At 49.5% G+C, this 2,281-nt stretch carries 3 protein-coding genes; 1 reads left to right on the top strand and 2 read right to left on the bottom strand.

The genetic code is table 11. The annotated features are described in order from the left end of the window. Positions 1-643, top strand: a 643-nt coding sequence (locus tag PHU49_15580; GenBank protein ID MDD5245429.1) for a class I SAM-dependent methyltransferase, incomplete at its 5' end; no start/stop codon positions are given. 101 nt (positions 644-744) lie between these two features. Here the strand turns inward: PHU49_15580 and PHU49_15585 are convergent. Beyond that, the gene (locus PHU49_15585; protein MDD5245430.1) at positions 745-1,806 is read right to left on the bottom strand and encodes a DUF763 domain-containing protein; all 1,062 of its coding nucleotides are present in this window, start codon (positions 1,804-1,806) and stop codon (positions 745-747) included. Positions 1,807-2,092: 286 nt separating this feature from the next. Beyond that, the coding region (locus PHU49_15590) for a hypothetical protein (GenBank protein ID MDD5245431.1) at positions 2,093-2,281 on the bottom strand (189 nt) is incomplete at its 5' end.

The following is a 2,281-nucleotide window of genomic DNA, read 5'->3' on the forward strand; positions in this document are numbered from 1 at the left end:
CCTTGACGGGCAGCGCCCCCACTGGGACAGCAAACTTTTAGATATCCCCGATATGTTCGGCCGGGGTCCAAGCGAAACAGCACGAATCGCCAGCGAAATTTTTCATAGAGATGGTGCCAGAAGTATCCTTGAGCTCGGAGGAGGGCAGGGAAGAGATACGGTGTTTTTTGCAGAGAATGGTTTTTCAGTCCATGTGATTGATTACTCGGAAAGCGGCATCCGTCTAATACGTGAAAGGGCGGAAAATATTGGTCTTTCGGGATTGGTGATGGCCAGTGTCCATGATGTGCGACTCCCCCTGCCTTTTCCCGACCGGTCCTTTGATGGGTGTTTCGCGCACATGCTTTATTGTATGGCCCTCACAACTGCCGAACTCGAGTTTCTCGCCGGCGAGGTCCGGAGGATTTTGAAGCCCGGTGGGTTTCATGTTTACACTGTCAGAAATACTAAAGACCCGCATTATGGAAAGGGCGCTCAACATGGAGAAGACATATATGAGATGAACGGGTTTATTGTCCATTACTTCAGCAGAAAGAAAATAGACGATCTCGCGAAAGGTTATGTGGTTGTCAACGTTGAAGAATGTGAAGAGTCGAGACTCCCAAAAAAACTTTTCAGGGTCACGCTGCGGAAGAGCGTGTAAACCCAGATGCTCATCCTGATGGAAAATCCGGGGTAAATACATCGAATAAAGCTGTCATATATTCGCTTTGCGCGAAGCGCTATGCGCATAGCGTGAAAGCCTTACAGCGTTGACAGCCTCTTTAACGCATCGAGTTTCTCCCTGTCGCCGATCTTTGCCCTGTCTATGCAGGTTTGCAGAAAATCTATCGAATGTTCATAGGTCTTTTTATCGACAGGGAAGGGATGCCCGTCTTTACCGCCGTGGGCAAAACTGAAACGAGCGGGGTCCCTGAAGCTTGGAGGTGCCTGATAGACGAGCTCAGCGATAAGGGCAAGGGCTGAAATGGTTCGCGGTCCCACACCCTGTACCTGGATGAGATCTTTAAAATCTTCAGACTGTGACTCATGAAGGGTCCTGAATGCCTTATAGAGGCGTTTCTCGTTTACATCCTTTGCAGAGATATAATGACGCTCAGGCATAGTGAGGGCAATATCTTTCCACATCCTGATCATGGTATCGGGGTTCTCTCTCGTGAAATCTACGGCAGCATCCCTCGCGCTGCCGCTTTCTCCTGCAACAAAATTAAGGACATCGCCCCTATCGTTACAGGTGATACCTGTATGGGGGTCCGATGTAAGATCGAGGTTATCCCTTGACAGCCACTGATAGCGTCGTGCATCCTTCTTCTCCCCGTTCATCCCCTGCTGGATGATTGCCCATTCACCTTTCGTCGTAAAGATAAAGGTATGGTGATACAGGTTGTATCCGTCCTGTATTGCTGCATTGTCGATCTTTGCACAGAGGCGGCTTAACGACGTGAGATACCGGGTATCAGTTCCCCATTTTTCCCCGTATTGTTCTATCTCCGCGGGTGTATTAATTGCCCGTTTTGCCTTTCCGCCGCAGACCGCCAGGGGTATGTCTTCACCGAGAAGGGCGATCCCTTCTTTGAGCGCCCCGCAGAGTGTCGTGGTCAGGCCGCTGCTGTGCCAGTCAAAACCGGCTGCGCAACCAAAGGCCTGAAACCAGACCGGGTCTGCTATCCTGGCCAGGAACTCCTGCGGTCCGAATTCGAAGAGAATAATCTCCGTCAGGGCAGCGGAGAAACGCTTCATTTTTTGAAAGAGCCAGGGAGGGGCCTTCCCGTAATGGAGTGGGAGTGAAGTGACGGAACGTTTCATGGTCACCCTAAAGCAGGCTCACAGCGAACATAATGGTATATAGTATCTCGTATCTCGTATATCGTATATAGTATATAGTATATAGTATATAGTATACCGTATATCGAGAAACTAAACAAAATCAAAAAAGTGTCATTGCGATTCCGTTCCAGCGGGAGAAGCAATCTCAATAGATGAGATCGCCACGTCGCTTCGCTCCTCGCGATGACAAAGGAAAGCTGACAGCTTTCATCAGAATTTGTTCTGTATTTCGATATACGATATACGAACTACGATATACGATGTTTCATGAGCTATGAGCCATGAGCTGACTTAGCTGTTCCCTCGCGTATGCCATTGCCCCCTCTCTGGTTAGTATCTCACCGGCGATCTGTTTTTCGCGTATCTCGTTGAGGGCTTTACCGACGGAAGGTCCCTCGGCAAAGCCGAGCGAGAGGAGGTCCCTTCCATTGATGAGTTTTGGCAGAGGCTTTTT

The organism is Syntrophorhabdaceae bacterium (assembly GCA_028713955.1).
Classification (GTDB): Bacteria; Desulfobacterota; Syntrophorhabdia; order Syntrophorhabdales; family Syntrophorhabdaceae; genus UBA5609.